Consider the following 12,890-nt stretch of genomic DNA (forward strand, 5'->3'; position numbering starts at 1 on the left):
AAGTTTTTAGGATTTTGTCATTACATTAAAGAGAGTGCATTCGAAATGCACTCTTTTTATTTGTCTTTTTAAGTGATCATACGAGAGCTATTTCATTTTCTAAATCCCTTATAAATGTCCCTAACCTTTGACATATTTCTCGGGAAATGAGTTGAATGTTGTAGAAATAAAATTAAAATATAGATTTTTATCAAGGTAAATGTCGAGCGAAATATAAAGAATACACCTCTTATCTATGAGAAAATAAGATTAAAGAAATCGGGAGAGGTGTTTATTATGGATATCAAGGAGTGGATAGGACAAGCAAGAAACTTATTTATAAAAAAGGAATATTTACAAATCATTTTGCCAATCGAAGAAAGGATTGTAGAATTAAACTGCCTAAATGAAAAAGTATTTATAAAGTTAAGTAAAAAGGCTCCTTTTATCGAGGTAATTGATCGTTCGATTCCGCAACTTAGAGTTAATTTTTCAAAAGATGGATGGGAATATCTAAATTCAGGTTCGCAAAGGTTAGGACTTTTATTAAAACTGAATGATGCTTCTTTTGAAGGGAACTATCGATTATTACTACTAATGGAAACGATTTTTCAATATACAAGTGTAGAAAACGAAAAAAAACTTTTAGAAAATTGTTGACAACTACTGTCTAAGTTTGTAGAATTGGACTTACGTTAAAGAAATTACGTTAAACAACTTAATAGATCGTAAGTTAACTCTTATCGAGAGAGGTGGAGGGACTGTGCCCTGTGAAACCCAGCAACCGTCAATGATTGTCATTGAAATGGTGCTAATTCCTGCAAAGCATATGCTTTGAGAGATGAGAGAAAGGAATACTTTTTGTATGTTAAACCTTTCTACTCATGTGAGTTGAAAGGTTTTTTTGTTTTATGCGACTAAAAAAGTACTTACTTACAAAAAATTGAAAGATAAGTTGTTAGAATGTTTTGAAAGGAGATCAAGTGTATGATTCAAATAAATAATGTAAGTAAAACATACAAAGGTAAAAAGGGCACAGTTACCGCAGTACAAAATGTTTCTTTAAATATTGAAACAGGTGAAATTTTTGGCATGATCGGATATAGCGGCGCAGGGAAAAGTACGTTATTACGTATGCTAAATGGACTTGAGTCCCCTACATCAGGTGAAGTGATTATTAATGGTCAATCGATCTCTAAATGCTCATCTAGTCAGTTAAGAAAAGCAAGACAAAAAATAGGAATGATTTTTCAGCATTTTAATTTATTGTGGTCAAGAACTGTATTAGAAAATATACTTTTCCCACTTGAAATTGCTAAAGTTTCAAAAAAGGAAAGCATTAATCGTGCGAAAGAATTAATTAAACTTGTAGGACTTGAAGGTAGAGAAAATGCTTATCCTTCTGAACTAAGTGGAGGTCAAAAGCAACGTGTCGGAATTGCAAGAGCACTTGCTAATAACCCAGATGTTCTTTTATGTGATGAAGCGACTTCTGCATTAGATCCTGAAACAACAGATTCAATATTGGCTTTACTGACAAATATTAATAAACAGCTTGGTATTACAATCATTCTGATTACCCATGAAATGCATGTTATTCAAAAGATTTGTCAACGAGTAGCAGTAATGGAAAACGGAAATGTAGTAGAAGAAGGCCATGTTGTTGATGTATTTACTCGTCCTAAACAAGCAATTACAAAGAAATTTGTGACGCAAATCAAAGGCAATGATGAAGGTGAAGTAATTTCTCAAGGTGATGGGAAGGATAATACTTACAAGCTAACCTTTAAAAATGGTCAAGCAGATCAGCCGCATATTTCTGAGGTAGTTAAGCACTTTGATATTGAGATTAACATTTTACAAGGAAAAATTGTTCAAACTGCTGAAGGCTCTTATGGGACAATGAAGATTCAACTTGTTGGTGACATAAAAAACATCAAAGAAGCAATCGCTTATTTAGAAGCAAAACAAGTTGAAGTGGAGGTAGCATAAGATGACACAACTTTTTCCGAATGTTGATTGGGATGCAATGCTTGTAGCTACTCAAGAAACATTATTCATGGTTGTAATTGCTGCGGTTGCAACTTTTATTTTTGGACTAATAATAGGTTTATTCTTATTTTTAACTAGTAAAGACCAGTTACTTGAAAATAAATTTTTTAATACAATCCTAGCAGCGTTTGTAAATATTTTTCGTTCAATACCGTTTATCATTTTAATCATTTTATTAATTCCATTTACGATCTTTATACTTGGCTCAATGCTTGGAGCAAAAGCAGCATTACCTGCATTAATTATTGGTGCTGCACCATTCTATGCAAGGATGGTCGAAATCGGATTACGTGAAATTGATAAAGGTGTAATCGAAGCTGCAAGAGCAATGGGAGCTAGTACCTTTACAATCATCGTAAAAGTATTAATACCAGAAGCTTTACCAGCAATTATTTCAGGTTTAACAGTTACTACAATCGCAATTGTTGGTTATACAGCAATGGCTGGTGTTGTAGGTGGAGGTGGACTTGGTAACCTAGCATTTATGGAAGGATACCAACGTTCTAATAACCAAGTAACTCTTGTTGCGACAGTCATTATTTTATTAATTGTATTTATTCTTCAGTTTATTGGAGATTTAGTAACAACGAAAATAGATAAAAGAGCTTAATCATATAAGGGAGGAACTGACAGTGAAATTCAAAAAAATCGCAAGTTTATTAGGAGCAGGTGTTTTAGCATTATCTTTAGCAGCATGTAATAAAGGTGGAGAAGATAAAAATAAAGAATTAGTGGTAGGTGCATCAAATGTACCTCACGCAGTTATTTTAGAACAAGCTAAACCAATCCTTAAAAAAGAAGGAATTAACTTAAAAATTGTTAAATTCCAAGATTATGTATTACCAAATAAAGCACTAGCTTCAAAAGAATTAGATGCAAACTATTTCCAACACATTCCATATTTAGAGTCTCAAATGAAAGAAAATGGTTATAAATTTGAAAACGCTGGTGGAATCCACATCGAGCCAATTGGAGTTTACTCTAAAAAATATAAGAGCTTAGATGAACTTCCAAATGGAGCTAAAATTATCATGAGTAGCTCAGTAGCTGACCATGGTCGTATGTTAAGCTTATTACAACACGAAGGATTAATTAAACTTAAAGCTGGAATTGATCCAACTACTGCTCAAATTAAAGACATTGTTGAGAATCCAAAACACTTAAAATTCCAAGCTGACGTAGACGCTGGTATGCTTCCAAAAGTATATCAAAACAATGAAGGCGATGCAGTTTTAATTAACACAAACTACGCAATTGATGCTGGATTAAACCCAATGAAGGATGCTATTGCTTTAGAAGGTAAAGACTCTCCATATGTAAACATTATCGCAGTTCGTAAAGGTGATAAAGATAAAAAAGAAATTAAAGAGCTTGTAAAAGTATTACACTCAAAAGAAATTCAAGATTTCATCATTAAAAAATATAAAGGTGCTGTAGTACCTGTAAGTCAATAATAAACAGAGAGGGTATCCCAAGTGAATTTTTATGGGAACCCTCTTTTTTCTATAGGGAATAAAGCTTTGAAAAACTATTAACTGCAAATAAATTCTGAAAATCGCTAATAAAATAAATAAAAAAGGGAATGGACATAAGTCAGTTAAACTAACTTATGTCCATCCCTTTTCTATATTTAGCTCTTCACAAGAATTTGATTTACAGGTGAGATTGGTGGTCGTTCAGCCATAACCTCAATAATATTTTTAGCTGCTATTTCTGACATAGCATCACGAGTTTCATATGTTGCATTACCGATATGAGGTGTTAATACAACATTTGTAAGTGATTTTAGCTCTTCTGTTATTTTTGGTTCGAATTCAAATACATCTAGAGCCGCACCCGCAATTACGCCATCCTTTAATGCGTCTACTAATTCCTGTTCGTTCGCTAAAGGACCTCTAGCTGCATTGATAAAAAATGCAGTATCTTTCATCTTATAAAACTCTTCTTTTCCAAATAAATGGTGTAGATCGGGCTTGTAAGGAGAATGAAGGGTAATATAGTCAGAAGTCTGTAAAAGTTCATCCATTGATACGTAAGTGGCATTTAATTCTTGTTCAAGTTCATTACTTAATCTTCTTGGTTGGTGATAAATAATATTCATATTAAAAGCCCTAGCTCGTTTAGCTACAGCTTGTCCGATATTACCGAAACCAAAAATACCTAAAGTTTTTCCTGATACTTCGGTTCCTCTAAAGAATAATGGAGCCCACCCTTCAAAACCTATTGTGCGGCAAAGTTCGTCCCCTTCGACTATTCTTCTGGATACAGCTAGGAGGATTCCAAAAGTTAACTCAGCAGTTGCGTCTGTAGAAACAAGTGGAGTGTTTGTAATATGAATGCCTTTACTAGTTGCATAATCTACATCGATATTATTAAATCCTGCTCCGTAATTAGCAATAATTTTTACATTTTTAGCAGCATCAATTACTCTTTTGGTGATTGGAGTGGATAGTAAACTTAAAATTGCATCTATCCCACCAACTAGTTCACACAATTCATCTTCTGTAATTAATTGCTCATTTTCATAAACAATGACATGATGATCTTTTAATAATTGCTCGGCTTTTTCTGGGATTTTTCCCGCTACTAAGATATGTGCCAAATTAGAAACCTTCTTTCAACAGTTTAATAATTGAATGTTATCGTTTTTATTATAAATGAAGTTTCAAGTTTTTGTTTAATTTAGTATTTGGTAGTTTAAAGAATTTATTTATTTTTAATGTCTGTCTGCAATGAAAAAAGTAGACACAAGTCTGCTTCACGTTGTTGAGAAAAAATCTTGTCAATTAATTATCATATTTTCGTAAAAGGAGTAGAGTGATATTGATTTCCACTAAGGGATGCTCGCTTTCCATGGGGCGAGATTCTTTAGCCTCCTTGGCGCGCCGCCTGCGGGGTCTCAGCCTTCCCGCATATCCCATAGGAGTCGAGCACCCCTTTCGTTCCAATCAACTTGTTTATCTCAAAGAAGCCTACAATAAAAACCTAATCAAATAGCCTTTACTTAGCATAAACTAACAGTTATTTATTAATCAGTTTATAGGTCAATTAATATCGAACATTTTACTAAACTATTATTTGAAATTGTTTTTCTAAAAATTAGCTCAAAATATTTTTAATTTCTCAAGAATAATTAATACTATAGTTTGTTGATATTTTAAAACAGCTAAACATATTAACATTAAAATAAATATTAGATAACAAAAAAATAGTAATAAGATTCACTTAATATCCGTTTGACTATTTTATATTTCAACACAATGAAAAAAAAGCAGACATTAGTCTGCTTTTGTCATTGATATCTATGATTTAAACTTGCAGAAGGGGGTGTATGATTTACTGAATAAAACTTATTTAAAGATTGATCTACATATACCCAGCCCTTCCAGCCTAAGTGAATTGTATCTTTTAGGAAAAACTCATCGTATTCATGTGAAGAAAAATCAGCCACTTGGAATCCAGAATCTTCAATTTGTTTTTTTACTTTTTTGTAATAAACTTCTCGACCTTCTTTAGGGAAACCAGCGTAATCATACCATGGTCCATTTACTGGAACGGAGATAAACAACGCTTTTGTGTGCTCTTTTTTTAATAATGCTAATACCATTTGAAGGTCATCATATTCTGGCGATACACCATAGTTACTATCGTGTTTATAATTTTTTAATGCTAGAAGACGGTTTTGAATGTGCTTTTTATAATATTTATTAATTATACCGAAATGGTTTGAAGTTGATTCACGTTGGCCCATTTTATCGGCAACTTGAGCTACTCGATCCCAGGATAAATCTTCATATTTTGATTTTTTTAATCGGAAGTTTTTATCTGGATCCATTATAACGGTATCAAAAAGATCTTTCTTTTCAAGTATTTTAAAATATGTGTAAGCTAACGGCTTTTCAGCCATAGCCTCGAATTTAATTTTTTTGTTATTTGAAATAAATGATTCTAGTTGAGTTACTAATAAAGAGTCTTTTTTGATAATTGACAGCGTTAAAAGTCTCTTTGCAATTTGTCTCTTTACTGAAATATCAATTGTATTATTAAAAACGAATGAATAAGTTTGAAGCGCAGAATAATTAGGTGAAAAATGAGTATCATCAATCCCATGTGGAATAAACCACTGTGGAGATAAAACAAACACAATTTTTCTATTTTTAATGCCATCACCTAAAGATGCTAAATCAAGAAAATGAACGAGACTTTGTGATCCCCCTCGACCAATTAGATAGGGAGTAAATTCATCTTTTTCTCCCATAAAAAATCTAGAAGGATGGAAGGGGTCTCTTCTAGCAAGTTCTGAAGACCCAAAAATAGGTAGAAATTTTGGGTCTTTTAACATTTTGCTTTGAAGTAAAGTCCCTTGAAATGTTTCAGGATTTAAAGATGCTGCTGTATTATTTAATCGTTCTTTTGTAATAAATAGTTCGTAAAAAGAATTTGGAAGATACAAAGCTAGTAAAAAAATTAAAATAGCTGTTATCATCCCAAAAAATTGAACTTTTTTCATTTTCTAGCCTCTAAAATCGAAATGATTTTATTTGGTGTTGCCCACTCCTCACGATCGAAGTCAGAAATCGTTACGTTGATACCAAGTTGTTCTTCGATTTCAACTAATAAGCTAACTGTACCAAATGAATCTAATAATCCTTCTTCAAAAATCAGAATATCTGGATTTTCAACCACTTCATCTGTATTACATAAATCTGCTAAAAGTTTTAAAACTTCTGCTCTTAAATTTTCCATTATACTCATTCTCCTTTAGTTAACTAGATGTCCTGAAAATATTAAAAATCCGAAACAAATAAAATGGAATGTAATAATAACCGCTAATACATGTGTTAGTTTATTATTTTTCCAAATCTTTTTTTTCTTATTGAATTGTTCAAACCAATCAAAACTACACATCAATATGGCTTGGTATACACCATAAAGTAGGTAATTTAGTTGGATCCCGTGCCATGCACCCATTAGTAAAAATAAAGTAGTGTAACTGATATATGATATATTTCTTCTATTTTTTATCACTTTTTTCTTAGTCAGTAAGAATACCATTCTCATATATACATAGTCACGAAACCAAAATGATAAGCTCATATGCCAGCGATTCCAAAAGTCCTTTATATTTCGACTAATGAATGGCATATTAAAGTTTTCAGGTGTTTTAATACCTACTAAATAACTAACGCCGATTGCAAATGCACTATAACCTGCAAAATCAAAGAATAAGTACAGACTATATGCATACATATACGTTAGATTTGAGACGAAAGTATGCCCTACAACAAGCTGTGTTTCAAGTATATGAACGTTAATTAAATAACCAATTATATATTTATAGAGAAAACCAATAAAAATTTTATGAACGCCAATTTGAAAATACTCCTGGTATTCACTAGCCGTTAGCTTTTTTTGATAATCCTGTTGAAATCTCCTGAAACGATCAATTGGTCCAGAGGAGATCGTTGGAAAAAATAATAAAAACTTCAAGAAATCAACAATGCTTATTTCTTTTATACTGTGGTCGCGAATTTCAATAATGACTTGTGTTGTTTTAAATGTTAAATACGAAATTCCTAAAAAGCCTACAAGTGTAGCACTTTCAAATATCGGTGAAACCTTTACAATTATTAAAGGTAAAATTGATAGAAAAACACTTAAGTAATAAACAGTTGAATGGTTCGCATTCTTCCGATAAACACTATAACCTTTTATTAAAATAACTACCCAAATTATATAAGCAACTAGATAGAAGGTTTGTATTTTAGAAGAGGAAAAGACTAATAATAAAAACACAAAAGAAAGAAATGTTGTGTAGTTAGTTAATCTTTTTCCTAAAAAGCCTAATATGACTGCTGGGATTAATAGAACAAACAAAATACCGAAAAACGTAAAACTACCGTAAGGAATCATTGGTAAGTTTGCTCCAATAATTTTTTACGATCAACTTTACCATTCGTTGTCATTGGTAAGCTTTGTAAGTAACTAAATTTTCTTGGAATCATATAAGTCGGCATATATTTATTTAATTCTTGTTTTAAAAAACGTGTTAAATGATATTCCTTTTCGAAATCGTGTTCTTTAACGACTGTTAAGCAATGTAAATCGATACACTTACCATCCTTCATCTCTGGTAATATAACTGCAGAATGGACTAATGGTAATCTTCTAATGTTATTTTCAATGTCCTCAATTTCAATCCGATACCCATGTAGCTTTACTTGAAAATCGATCCTACCTTTATAGAACAAAAGTCCGTGATCAAAGTAACCAGAATCACCTGTTTTATAGGCGCGCATACCATTTATTTGATAATAGGCTGCATCAGTTTTTAATTGATTATTAAGATACCCTTTACTAACACTTGGACCAGCTATAATAATTTCCCCTGTTTCTCCTTCTGGAAGTGGGTTCCCTAATTCATCCATAATGTAAATAATTGTATCATCTTTCGGAGTTCCAATCGGTAATGGGGAATATTGGTTTATGACCTTCTCAGTAATCTGGACGAATGTTACAGCAACTGTTCCTTCTGTTGGACCGTAAGTATTATAAATCTCGGCATTAGGAAATCTAGATAAAAGCTGTTTAGCACTATTATTCGATAGTACTTCACCACAGAAAAGAAAAGTCTTTAAGTTTGGTAGTAGGGATTCGCTGAAATTTGGGTTCATCATACACATCTCTATAAATGAAGGTGTAGAAGTCCAAACCTTAATATCACTTTCCATTAAATAATCGAATAATACTTTTGGTCGCTCAACCAAAGATTTTTCAACAGCAATGAGTGTGCCACCCGACAATAAAGATGGATATAAATCCATTACTGATAAATCAAAAGAGAATGGAGCTTGATTCAAAAATCGTTGTCCATTGTGTATATTAAAATCCTTCAATATCCAATCGGTAAAACTACGTAAGTTTTTTTCAGTAATTTGCACACCTTTTGGATCTCCAGTACTGCCGGAAGTATAGATAATATAAAATGTATCATCGTCTTTAACATTAAAATCAGTTAAAGAATTGACTAGATCAGTAGAATCAATAATTTCCTGTAGTTCTCCAAAATTTATGATTTTAATGGATTCAAACTCTAAAGTAATTTCTTTTGGTGTAATTAGTAAAGTTGCTCCAGAATTAGTAATCATTTTTTTGAGTCTTTCAAAAGGAATAGACTCATCAACGGGAATATATGCACAACCTGCTTTTACACTTCCTAAGAAAATGGAAATCATTTCTGTCTGCATATGCCCATACACAATAATAGGCTTATTCGTAAAATTATTTTTAATCATCCAGCTAGCAATCGCATCTGATTGTTGCTTTAAAGTTTTATATGTTAAAGAGTAATCACTATTTTGAAATGCGATCGTGTTTGGGGTGTTAATTGCCCAATAATCTATTTGTTCAATAATTGATTTCATCAGCTCACGTCCTAAAAATCGTTATATATAAAGGTCCCAGTAAATGAATCTTTAAATCCATATAGGTAAAGTAGTGCAAGTAAAATTGATAAATAAAACGCAGTATAAAATAAAAACCTTAAAGTCTTTGAACGGAAAATATGGATTTTACCCATTTGTTTCCCCTTTCTTAATTTTTAGCTAGACGTATTATAACACCGAAAAATAGATGAAAAATTAACAAAACACCTTTTAAAATTACAAACAGATAATAAATTATTAAGGTTTAAGTAAATTTTTTCTAATTAAATTTTAAAGATTAATGGACAAGATTGTTAATACAATTAGGATAAGTAATTGAAGTGAATTTTTGTTCTTCGTTCCGATTTAAAAGTTTTAGATACAGTAGCTTTAAGATAGTATGTGATTGGAACTAAGAAATTGCACAATAAAATAGGGGTAAGGTAAAAATAATGGGGAAGAGGGAATATAGGGAAATCCTCTTAACCCTGCAAAATGGGAGAGCGGTATATGATGAAAAAAATTTATTTGTTCTTGATTCCTAGTTTCTTAGCTGTTTTAATTATGTCTCCTTTTTGTAGTTTTATCTTGAATAAAAACTCTTCGAAAGTGACAGTTTCGAATCACTCTTCGATGAATAAAGTTGATTTTACTAATGATCAAAATAAGAATAATGGAGAGATTGATCGCTACTTACAGCAAATTCATTTTAACGGAGTTGTTCTTGTAAGGAAGAATGAAGAAAATATCCTTAATAAAGGATACGGTTATCGAGATATCTCAAATCAGTTACCGAACAAACCAAATACCTATTACCCAGTTGGCTCAATTTCTAAATTTTTTGTTTCAACGTCGTTAATGCAATTAAAAGAAGAAGGCAAAATATCTTTTAATGATCCGATTTCAAAATACATACCGGACTTTCCAAATGGGTCAAAATTAACATTATTTCATTTAATTTCACATACTTCAGGGATTAAGAAACAAAAAGAGCTATTTAATCCAATTTCATCATCGAATCTGATAAAGAAAATAGTTAAATCAAATGTACATTATAAACCGTTGAACAAATGGGATTACAATGACACAAATTATATTTTACTTGCTTATGTTATTGAAAAAGTAACTGGAATTCCTTATGGAGAATATATAAAGACACATATTTTCGATAAAGCGAATATGACTGAAATTGGACAAGGTAATGATTTTTATAAAACAAGGAATCATGCTCTCGGTTATTTATTAATTCAATCTAAAAATGATCCGCAGCAATTACGAATCCCAAATTTTAATTATTTATTAGGCTGTGGAGATATTTATGCAACGGTTTCAGGATTGCAAAAAATGGACGAGGCACTTATTTCAAATAAACTTATTTTGAGTAAAAGTTTTACTCAATTTATTAAGCCGTATCAAAACCATTATGCTTACGGATTTTATAATAAAGGCAAGTATTTATACAATCGTGGGGTAGTTCCAGGAATTAATTGTATGAATGTCTTCGATCCTGTTTCAAAAACATATGTAATTGTGTTTTCTAATAGTCAAAAGGTGAAACCAAACACTTATGAAATAGCAATGAACTTATTTAAACTAGTTAACAAAATGACTTGAGAACAGTCTGTTAATTGATTGTAAGTATTTAGACTCTCATAAAATATTTCATAAATAATTTAAAAGATACTCATACTATTTTTTGATAAAGAAAATAGGAGGAGTCTAGTGAAAAAGTTTCTATATTATTTCTTATTAATTATAATGACTAGCAGTATTAATTTGGGCTCTATTAAATTTGTTAATGCGGAAACTAAAGCTCGAATCAATGAAAACCCATTACCGCGTCATATTAAAATTACTGAACAAAAACTAAATGATGCACCGATTAAGTATCCACAAATAAGTGGAGCTTCTAATTCAACCGCACAACAAAAGATCAATGGTATTTTAAAACAAGGTGCTGATTTAGCGAATAGTAATCGTTTGAAGCTATTAGAAGACGAGAAAGAAGCTAAGGCAAAATGGGATGTTAGCCAAGGGCCGTGGAGACCTTATGAATATGTTTTTACTTATAAAATACTATACAATAATCTTGATAAATTAAGTGTTATTTATAATGAGTATTCATATACAGGTGGAGCACATGGGATGACAGTGGGAACTACATTTAATTTTGACGTGAAAACAGGTGAAGTAGTTCCACTATCTAAGTTAATAAACGAAAATACAAAATCCGTACAAGAATATGCTTATCAGCAATTACAAAAGAAATATAAAGGATATGTATTAATAAAATCTCCTAACGAAATTGATTTAAGTGACAAAAATAGATTATGGGCATTTGACCATGCGGGCATTAAATTAATCTTTAAAGAATATGAAGTAGCTGCATATGCTGCTGGTATGCCCGAAGTCTTTATACCTGTGCAAGTTTATCAATAAAAAATTCGTTTTTCTCATGTTTTAAAATCGCATTTGAGAATATATACGAGGGATGAATTAATGTTTTTGAAATATAGTTAAGGAAGTAAATTTATTTAATTGAACAAAGCCTTTTTTCTTTAGAGTGTTGAAATATGTAAAGGTTATTGATGTTTTGAGGAACTATTAATGATTTTAGAAGTAAATGTATTTCAATAAATTTAATATATCAACAAACTATATTAATTGTTTTTTTTGAAGTTAAAAATGTTCGATCTGACTTGAATTACAAACTGATTAATAAACCGTTATTTTACTCTAAGTAAAGGATATTAAATTAATCTTTTATCATAATCTTTTTTTGATGAACAAGATACAACTTTATTTAATTGGTCAAATTCCTTATTAGAAAGTTAAAAAGAACCTTCATTATAGTAAAAAGGTTCTTTTTTTTGATAATTTGATTAATGAAATCTAGTTTTTTCGTAAATAATGGAAGAGTCTGCATTAAAACATTTATTTGTTTTAACAATGCAAGAATAATTTGAACAACTATATAAATATTGAATAATCTAAAATTGAGTATGTACGTAAAATAAAGTGTGTGCTAAAGGTCGTTAAAAACTAAAAGAAAAGAAGTTTACTAAAACAACTTAATCTTCAATCTGTTCTTTTAATAATAAAGCATATAGATCTTCAACCCGTTCGGACATAAATCTTTGTGAGTCTTCAACTCCCTTATTGTAAAACATAGGTCCAAGTTTTTGTGAAATAAAGTCTAATAGCAACATCGAACTTAATTCACTTAATTCTTCGTCTCTTTCTTGTAAGAAATATGTTTGTAGTTGAGTAATCGCAAATTTTTGTTGATCTGGTGAAAGCTTAGTTGTTTTAGACATTAAATTCCCCTCTTTTTTAGTTGTGATATTAGATATTTTATTTCCTATATATATAGTATCTCTATTTATTCTTTTTTTGTGAAAAAAAGTTACACGTAATAAAACTTTTTTGGTAAAA

The 12,890-nt window shown here is 30.8% G+C and carries 13 protein-coding genes and 1 riboswitch; of the genes, 6 read left to right on the plus strand and 7 right to left on the minus strand.

The genetic code is table 11. The features are described 5' to 3' along the window. Positions 1-276 precede the first annotated feature (276 nt). The 4 genes from AB1282_RS08660 to metQ all read left to right on the plus strand — a co-directional run bounded on the left by AB1282_RS08660 (position 277) and on the right by metQ (position 3,485). Positions 277-639, plus strand: a complete 363-nt coding sequence (locus AB1282_RS08660; protein ID WP_056468787.1) for a hypothetical protein — start codon at positions 277-279, stop codon at positions 637-639. Positions 640-716: 77 nt separating this feature from the next. Then, positions 717-827: riboswitch (SAM riboswitch) on the plus strand. A 139-nt stretch (positions 828-966) separates the two neighbouring features. Next, positions 967-1,971, plus strand: a complete 1,005-nt coding sequence (locus tag AB1282_RS08665; RefSeq protein ID WP_056468784.1) for a methionine ABC transporter ATP-binding protein — start codon at positions 967-969, stop codon at positions 1,969-1,971. Position 1,972: 1 nt separating this feature from the next. Next, the gene (locus AB1282_RS08670; RefSeq protein ID WP_390310320.1) at positions 1,973-2,641 is read left to right on the plus strand and encodes a methionine ABC transporter permease; all 669 of its coding nucleotides are present in this window, start codon (positions 1,973-1,975) and stop codon (positions 2,639-2,641) included. Between the two features lie 22 nt (positions 2,642-2,663). Continuing rightward, on the plus strand, positions 2,664-3,485 hold the full coding sequence (gene metQ, locus AB1282_RS08675; protein ID WP_082459406.1) for a methionine ABC transporter substrate-binding lipoprotein MetQ: 822 nt from the start codon (positions 2,664-2,666) through the stop codon (positions 3,483-3,485). Between the two features lie 176 nt (positions 3,486-3,661). Here metQ and AB1282_RS08680 read toward each other — a convergent pair whose 3' ends face one another. The 6 genes from AB1282_RS08680 to dltX all read right to left on the minus strand — a co-directional run bounded on the left by AB1282_RS08680 (position 3,662) and on the right by dltX (position 9,610). Next, positions 3,662-4,633 (minus strand): 2-hydroxyacid dehydrogenase family protein, encoded by a 972-nt coding sequence (locus AB1282_RS08680; RefSeq protein WP_429898906.1) that lies wholly within the window; start codon positions 4,631-4,633, stop codon positions 3,662-3,664. Positions 4,634-5,323: 690 nt separating this feature from the next. Further along, a complete protein-coding gene (gene dltD / locus AB1282_RS08685) occupies positions 5,324-6,541 on the minus strand; it encodes a D-alanyl-lipoteichoic acid biosynthesis protein DltD (protein WP_286131625.1) in 1,218 nt (405 codons plus the stop codon). Beyond that, positions 6,538-6,777, minus strand: a complete 240-nt coding sequence (dltC, locus tag AB1282_RS08690) for a D-alanine--poly(phosphoribitol) ligase subunit 2 (RefSeq protein WP_056468776.1) — start codon at positions 6,775-6,777, stop codon at positions 6,538-6,540. The genes dltD and dltC overlap by 4 nt, the downstream gene beginning before the upstream one ends. Before the next feature lie 15 nt (positions 6,778-6,792). Beyond that, positions 6,793-7,944 (minus strand): D-alanyl-lipoteichoic acid biosynthesis protein DltB, encoded by a 1,152-nt coding sequence (gene dltB / locus AB1282_RS08695; RefSeq protein ID WP_429898907.1) that lies wholly within the window; start codon positions 7,942-7,944, stop codon positions 6,793-6,795. Next, entirely contained in the window at positions 7,941-9,455 is a 1,515-nt protein-coding gene (gene dltA / locus AB1282_RS08700) for a D-alanine--poly(phosphoribitol) ligase subunit DltA (RefSeq protein WP_429898908.1), read from the minus strand. Before dltA ends, dltB begins: the two co-directional genes overlap by 4 nt. A gap of 11 nt (positions 9,456-9,466) precedes the next feature. Then, positions 9,467-9,610 carry a teichoic acid D-Ala incorporation-associated protein DltX gene (gene dltX, locus AB1282_RS08705; protein WP_082459405.1) on the minus strand — a complete coding sequence of 48 codons (144 nt, stop codon included), beginning with the start codon at positions 9,608-9,610 and terminating at the stop codon, positions 9,467-9,469. A gap of 355 nt (positions 9,611-9,965) precedes the next feature. Here dltX and AB1282_RS08710 point away from each other — a divergent pair, with 355 nt between their 5' ends. Together AB1282_RS08710 and AB1282_RS08715 are read left to right on the plus strand one after the other, a co-directional pair. After that, positions 9,966-11,069, plus strand: a complete 1,104-nt coding sequence (locus AB1282_RS08710; protein ID WP_429898909.1) for a serine hydrolase domain-containing protein — start codon at positions 9,966-9,968, stop codon at positions 11,067-11,069. A gap of 108 nt (positions 11,070-11,177) precedes the next feature. Then, positions 11,178-11,894 carry a DUF3298 and DUF4163 domain-containing protein gene (locus AB1282_RS08715; protein WP_429898910.1) on the plus strand — a complete coding sequence of 239 codons (717 nt, stop codon included), beginning with the start codon at positions 11,178-11,180 and terminating at the stop codon, positions 11,892-11,894. A 632-nt stretch (positions 11,895-12,526) separates the two neighbouring features. On the opposite strand, the gene AB1282_RS08720 is transcribed toward AB1282_RS08715, so the two are convergent. Next, positions 12,527-12,772, minus strand: a complete 246-nt coding sequence (locus tag AB1282_RS08720; protein ID WP_056468762.1) for a DUF2164 family protein — start codon at positions 12,770-12,772, stop codon at positions 12,527-12,529. Positions 12,773-12,890: the final 118 nt, after the last annotated feature.

Origin of the sequence: Gottfriedia sp. S16(2024) (assembly GCF_050473765.1) — a bacterium.
Lineage (GTDB): Bacteria > Bacillota > Bacilli > Bacillales > Bacillaceae_G > Gottfriedia.

Coding starts and splice junctions, on each gene's coding strand:
- AB1282_RS08720 (WP_056468762.1), bottom strand. CDS start 12,772: ATGTCTAAAACAACTAAGCTTTCACCAGATCAACAAAAATTTGCGATT.
- AB1282_RS08665 (WP_056468784.1), top strand. CDS start 967: ATGATTCAAATAAATAATGTAAGTAAAACATACAAAGGTAAAAAGGGC.
- AB1282_RS08710 (WP_429898909.1), top strand. CDS start 9,966: ATGATGAAAAAAATTTATTTGTTCTTGATTCCTAGTTTCTTAGCTGTT.
- dltB (WP_429898907.1), bottom strand. CDS start 7,944: ATGATTCCTTACGGTAGTTTTACGTTTTTCGGTATTTTGTTTGTTCTA.
- dltD (WP_286131625.1), bottom strand. CDS start 6,541: ATGAAAAAAGTTCAATTTTTTGGGATGATAACAGCTATTTTAATTTTT.
- dltC (WP_056468776.1), bottom strand. CDS start 6,777: ATGGAAAATTTAAGAGCAGAAGTTTTAAAACTTTTAGCAGATTTATGT.
- dltX (WP_082459405.1), bottom strand. CDS start 9,610: ATGGGTAAAATCCATATTTTCCGTTCAAAGACTTTAAGGTTTTTATTT.
- dltA (WP_429898908.1), bottom strand. CDS start 9,455: ATGAAATCAATTATTGAACAAATAGATTATTGGGCAATTAACACCCCA.
- AB1282_RS08670 (WP_390310320.1), top strand. CDS start 1,973: ATGACACAACTTTTTCCGAATGTTGATTGGGATGCAATGCTTGTAGCT.
- AB1282_RS08660 (WP_056468787.1), top strand. CDS start 277: ATGGATATCAAGGAGTGGATAGGACAAGCAAGAAACTTATTTATAAAA.